The following is a 5,264-nucleotide window of genomic DNA, read 5'->3' as shown; positions in this document are numbered from 1 at the left end:
CTCCGCCTCCAGCCGCTGGAGGTGGGTGAGCGTCGCGGCGCTGATCCCTGCGGCGGGATCCAGCCTGGAAGGCGCGTTCATCGCGTCCGAACTCCAAAAACCCGGTGCGGTCCGCCAGGGCGGCGGGCGCATCCTCAAGATATAGGCCGATCGTCTCCCGTGTCTTGGGGCCCTCCTGTACGGGAGCCTTCGGCGCGCGGGTGCTGAACGACGGTGCGGCGCGCTACATCGCCGTCATGGGCGCGCAAGTCGCTGCAATTAATCTGGACCTGGGGCGAGAATTGTTGGGCGGGGAAGCTGCATCCCCCGCTCGCGCCGCCGCGTACCTGATCCCGAACAGGCGTTGGAGGGCGGCATGTCGACGGATCAGGCAAGGCAGGGGCTGACGGTCTGGTACGACGGCGACTGTCCGCTTTGCCGCAATGAGATTGCGCTCTTGCGGGCCATGGACCGCGCCGGCCGCATCGCCTTTGTGGACCTTTCGGTGGGCCTGCCCTGTCCGATCGACCGGATGGCCATGAAGATGCGCTTCCACGCCCAGGAGGCGGGCGGGCCGCTGCTGTCCGGCGCCGAGGCCTTCGCCGCCATGTGGCGCGCGGTCCCGCCGCTCGCCCCTCTCGGCCGCCTGGCCCGGACGCCCTGGCTGCTCCGCATGCTGGAAGCGCTCTATGTGCAGTTCCTGAAGGTCCGGCCCCTGCTGCAGACCCTGGCCGGCGGGGTTCGCAAGCCGGCCCCGGTGTCGGACCGACCGGTCCATCCCGGCTCGCCCGCATGAAGGTCGCCATCGTCGGCGCCGGCCTGGCGGGCCTGAGCTGCGCGACCGCGCTCAGCCGCGCGGGGGCCGATGTGGTGCTGTTCGACAAGGGCCGTGGGCCCGGCGGGCGGATGTCGTCCCGGCGGATGGCCACCCCGGCGGGCGAGGCGGTGTTCGACCACGGCGCGCAATATTTCACGGCCCGCGATCCGGACTTCGCAGCCCAGGTCGCGGCCTGGGCGACGGCTGGCGTCTGTGCGCCCTGGCCGGCGGCGGGCGCGGACGCCTGGGTCGGAACGCCGGCCATGAACGCCCCGATCCGCGCCCTGGCGGGGGAGGCGGCGGTGACCTGGAACTGTCAGGTCGAGGCCCTTGTCGCTGCGTCGGACGGCTGGCGGCTGCAGACCGCTCAAGGCGAGCGGGACCCCTTCGACCGGGTGGTCCTGGCGACGCCGGCGGAACAGGTCTCCCCCCTGGCCGCGCAGCATGCGCCGGAGATGGCGGCTTGTGCAGGCGACACCCGATCGGCGCCCTGCTGGACCCTGATGCTCGCCTTCGCCGAACGCCTTCCGGTCGAGGCCGATGTTCTGCGCGATCGCGGCCCTATCGGCTGGGCGGCGCGCAACAGCGCCAAGCCCGGGCGGGCGGAACTGGAGACCTGGGTCATCCAGGCAAGCCCCGAATGGTCGGCGGCCTATCTGGAACGTGACGCCGATGACGTCGCCGGGCGGTTGGCTGAGGCGTTCGCGCAGGCGACCGGCGTCATCCTGCCGCCGGCCCTGGCGCGCACCGCCCATCGCTGGCGCTACGCGCGGGCGGGCGCCGCGGGACTGGGCGCGCTGTGGCGCCCGGACCTGGGTCTCGGATGCTGTGGGGACTGGTTGATCGGGCCGCGGGTGGAATGCGCCTGGCTGTCCGGCCGCGACCTGGCGCGGCGCATGATCGCCTGACCCCGTCTCCCTGGCCGCTGCACCCTTGCGTGGCGAAAGGCGATAAACTCATCCCCACGGCGTCGATCCGCGTTGTGGCGCCGCCGGAGCCGTGCCATCGTTAACCATGTCGGGGGGCTCCGGCGCAGTTGTCTTGAGTTCGAGTGCCGGAGGCGGGCGCGACAGGCGCCCAAGATTTTGGTTTTACAGCACCTTTAGCCTATCGGGTCAGGCATGCCGCTTGTGTGCGTCGATGACGTGAAGCTGAACGCCTCCGACGCCTCATCAGCGCGGATCGTCGAGGTGTACGCCAAGAATACGCCGCTCTATGCGGTCTACCGGACCCCGATGCGGGTGACCGTCCATTTCGCCGATGACCCCAGCCTGGCCGGGTCCCAGCGCGCGGCGCTGGCGCCGCTCAATCCCCTGCGCGGCCAGATCAACAGCCTGATCGACGGCTGGGGCGTGGCGCGCTCCAAGCGGTTCAACCGCGGCGTGGCCGACGCCCTGGTGGTGGCGCTGGAGGGCGACCTGGTCGGGGCCTCGGCGATCCTCGACCTGGTGCGGCAGGAGATCATCGAGGTGCGCACTTCCTGGGCGCGCTTCTCCTATTTGCTGGTCGCCCTGATCACCTCCGTCGTGGTGGTGGCCGCGATGATCGCCGGGTTCTCGCCGGTGGTCGCCTCGGTGATCAACCTGCCGGCGGACGGCAAGGGCATCTGGCTGGGCGGCGGCGCGGGCGCGGTGGGCGCCTTCTTCTCCATCGCCACGGCCATTCGCGGCCGGACCGTGCTGACCGACTTCCAGTGGGCCGACAACACCGTCGACGCCATACTGCGGGTGGTGATCGGGGTGATCTCCGGCATGATCCTCTACTGCATGCTCAAGGCGCACCTGGTGAACCTGGGCGTGCCCGTGCCGGGCGGCGACGCCACCGAAGAGCAGAAGTGGATGTTCGTCACCGTGCTCGGATTCACGGCGGGCTTCCTGGAGCGCCTGGTGCCGGACCTCCTGGAAAAGACCAAGCCGACCCTGGCCAGCGAAAGCGCCGCGGACCAGGCCATGCACAGCTCCCGGCCCGGCGTCGGCAAGCTCCGCCCGGTCGCCCTGGATCCCGCCCATGAGGGTGAGGAGCACATCTGCGACCTGGGGGTCTCGGACGACGAGGTCACCGCCGACGAGCACCTGCCGCCGGCGCGGGGCGGCGTGGTCCGTCTGCGCGCCTAGGGCCGGAACGGGGAGGGCGCCTTGGCCGACTATTCGCTCGCCTGGATGGAGCAGGCCCTGCTGGACGCGGGGCTGAAGGTGGCCGCGACCCCGGGCTGGCGCACCCGCGGCCGGGGCGAGATGGGCTCGATCAAGGGGGTGATCTGTCACCACACCGCGACCAAGGCCAAGGGCAACATGCCAAGCCTGAAGCTGATCACCGAGGGGCGTCCGGACCTCGGCGGTCCCCTGGCCCAGCTGGGGCTGGGACGCGACGGCACCTTCTACCTGGTGGCGGCCGGGCGGGCGAACCATGCGGGCGCGGGGCAGTGGGGGGATGTCGAGGGCGGCAACACCCACATGATCGGCATCGAGGCCGAGAACGCCGGCGACGGCAGCGAACCCTGGTCCGAGGTTCAGCTCGACGCCTATAAGCGCGGGGTGGCCGCCCTGCTCGCCCATGTGGGCGTGCCCGCCGACATGTGCTGCGGTCACAAGGAATATGCCCGCCCATCGGGGCGCAAGGTCGATCCGGACATGGACATGGAGGAGTTCCGCGCCCATGTCGCCGGCCACATGAAGGGCGTCATGTCCGTGCGCCCGCCGATTCCCGCCCAGGACGACAAGGAACGGCCCACCCTGCGCCGCGGCGATTCCGGCGACGCCGTACGCGAGGTTCAGGCCAAGGTGGGCGTGGCCGGCACGGGGACCTTCGACGCCGTCACCGAGGCCGCGGTTCGGGAGGCTCAGCGCGGCGCCGGCATGGTGGCCGACGGCATTGTCGGCCCCAAGACCTGGGCGATCCTCGACAAGGCGGCGGCCACGAAACCGGCGCAGACGGCGCGTGTCATCACCCTTCCAACCGGGGGCGGCGAAGGCTAAGTCTGCCCCTGCGCGGGCGTGGCGAAACTGGTAGACGCACCGGACTTAAAATCCGTAGGGCCGCAAGGCCCGTGCCGGTTCGACCCCGGCCGCCCGCACCAGCCGAAGGAAGCGGTCCCTCAGGCCTGTTGGGTCTGGGCCGTGGCCTGGGGCTTGGCCGGAGCGAACCCCTTCATCAACCGTCCGGCCCGGATCGCGCCGGCGATGTCCCGTAGCGCCAGGCCCAGGAGGAACCAGGGCTCGATGCAGTAGCGGCCGAACAGGCGGTGGGGATCGGCGAGCAGCCGGGCCAGCCATTCGAAGCCCATGCGCGCCGCCCAGCGCGGAGGGCTGTACTGGACGCCGGCCTCATAGTCGAAGGCGGCGCCGATGGAATAGGTGACGCAGGGCGGCAGTTGGTCGAGGTGCTGCAGCAGCCAGACCTCCTGGCGCGGCATGCCCATGCCGACAAACAATACGTCGGGTTTGAAGGCGGCGATCTGCTTAAGGATTTCGGCGTTGTCGGCCGAGCCGGGCGTGGCGTCGAAATAGCCGTTGCGCACGCCGATGACCGCGCCAGGATATTTCTCGGTGAGGACCTGGGCCGCCTGTTCCGGCACGCCCGGCGCGCCGCCCAGATAGAAGACCCTCCAGCCCTTGCGGTTGGCCAGGCTCCAGAAGTGGTGGCGCCAGTCGAGATAGGTCCAGCGGTGGAAGCCGCGGGCGTTCAGTCCGACCAGGCGGCTGAGCAGGATCATGGGACCGGAATCGACCATGGTCAGGTCCGCGTGTTCGAAATAGCGGGCGAACTCGCGATTGCGGCCCATCAGATAGACGCTGTGGGCGTTGTGGTTGGCGACCACGAAGCGCGTGCCGGCCTCTATATGGGCGGTCACGTGGTGCATGATCTCCTCCAGGCGGACGAGATCGAGGGTGACGCCGAGCAGCCGGATGCGTTCGCCGGCCCGGCGGGCCTTGCGGAAATCGCGACGATCCTCTCCCCGACGGTCCATGCGGCCGGCTCCTGGCGGTGTCTCAGACCGGGGAGCCTAGGCCGGGGCCGGTTAAGACTCCCTGCCTGGACGGGGAACGAAGGGACGAGTCGAGGGGAGGGCCCGCGATTCCTCAGGAGACGGATCGTCCGGGCGGCCAGGGGGCGAACAATTTTCAGAGCCGCTTTCCGCCCGAGATCGGGGGCTGAGACAGGCTGCGGCGCACTGAACGCGATGAGAAGCGCTTATATTGCAGCCGCTTGGGCGGTCTCGTCCGAGAGGCTCGACGCTGACCAGGACAGCCCCGGAACGCCGCGCCGGCAGGCGGAACGCAGGTTTTTGAGAAAGTCCGAAAGGACTGATTGACAGGAAAGGGGCCTCCCACTAGATAACCGCCTCCGCCGGCCGCCGGCGCTAAACAGCGGGTTCGGCGGAAGCCGGATTTGGTCTTTGACATCGTTGAATTGGAAAGAGAAACGCAGGCGGCGGCGCTCTAGCGATGGTCCTAACCAGACCATATAG

General features: G+C 69.8%; 5 protein-coding genes and 1 tRNA gene. 5 read left to right on the top strand and 1 reads right to left on the bottom strand.

Going from position 1 to position 5,264, the window contains the following annotated elements; all coding sequences use genetic code 11:
* The first annotated feature begins 355 nt into the window (after positions 1–355).
* The 5 genes from MQH10_RS26055 to MQH10_RS26035 all read left to right on the top strand — a co-directional run bounded on the left by MQH10_RS26055 (position 356) and on the right by MQH10_RS26035 (position 3,872).
* Positions 356–775 (top strand): thiol-disulfide oxidoreductase DCC family protein, encoded by a 420-nt coding sequence (locus tag MQH10_RS26055; RefSeq protein ID WP_242566881.1) that lies wholly within the window; start codon positions 356–358, stop codon positions 773–775.
* A complete protein-coding gene (locus MQH10_RS26050) occupies positions 772–1,704 on the top strand; it encodes an NAD(P)/FAD-dependent oxidoreductase (protein WP_242566880.1) in 933 nt (310 codons plus the stop codon). Before MQH10_RS26055 ends, MQH10_RS26050 begins: the two co-directional genes overlap by 4 nt.
* A 213-nt stretch (positions 1,705–1,917) precedes the next feature.
* On the top strand, positions 1,918–2,910 hold the full coding sequence (locus MQH10_RS26045; protein WP_242566879.1) for a hypothetical protein: 993 nt from the start codon (positions 1,918–1,920) through the stop codon (positions 2,908–2,910).
* Positions 2,911–2,931: 21 nt separating this feature from the next.
* Positions 2,932–3,771 carry a peptidoglycan recognition protein family protein gene (locus tag MQH10_RS26040; protein WP_242566878.1) on the top strand — a complete coding sequence of 280 codons (840 nt, stop codon included), beginning with the start codon at positions 2,932–2,934 and terminating at the stop codon, positions 3,769–3,771.
* Between the two features lie 12 nt (positions 3,772–3,783).
* Positions 3,784–3,872: transfer RNA gene (locus tag MQH10_RS26035), tRNA-Leu, on the top strand.
* Positions 3,873–3,890: 18 nt separating this feature from the next.
* Here the strand turns inward: MQH10_RS26035 and MQH10_RS26030 are convergent.
* Positions 3,891–4,763 carry a WecB/TagA/CpsF family glycosyltransferase gene (locus tag MQH10_RS26030; RefSeq protein ID WP_242566877.1) on the bottom strand — a complete coding sequence of 291 codons (873 nt, stop codon included), beginning with the start codon at positions 4,761–4,763 and terminating at the stop codon, positions 3,891–3,893.
* Positions 4,764–5,264 lie beyond the last annotated feature (501 nt).

Origin of the sequence: Phenylobacterium aquaticum (assembly GCF_022695515.1) — a bacterium.
Taxonomy (GTDB): domain Bacteria; phylum Pseudomonadota; class Alphaproteobacteria; order Caulobacterales; family Caulobacteraceae; genus Phenylobacterium; species Phenylobacterium aquaticum.
The sequence above is the reverse complement of the archived record's forward strand: the minus strand, read 5'-3'. Positions and strand labels throughout refer to the sequence as shown.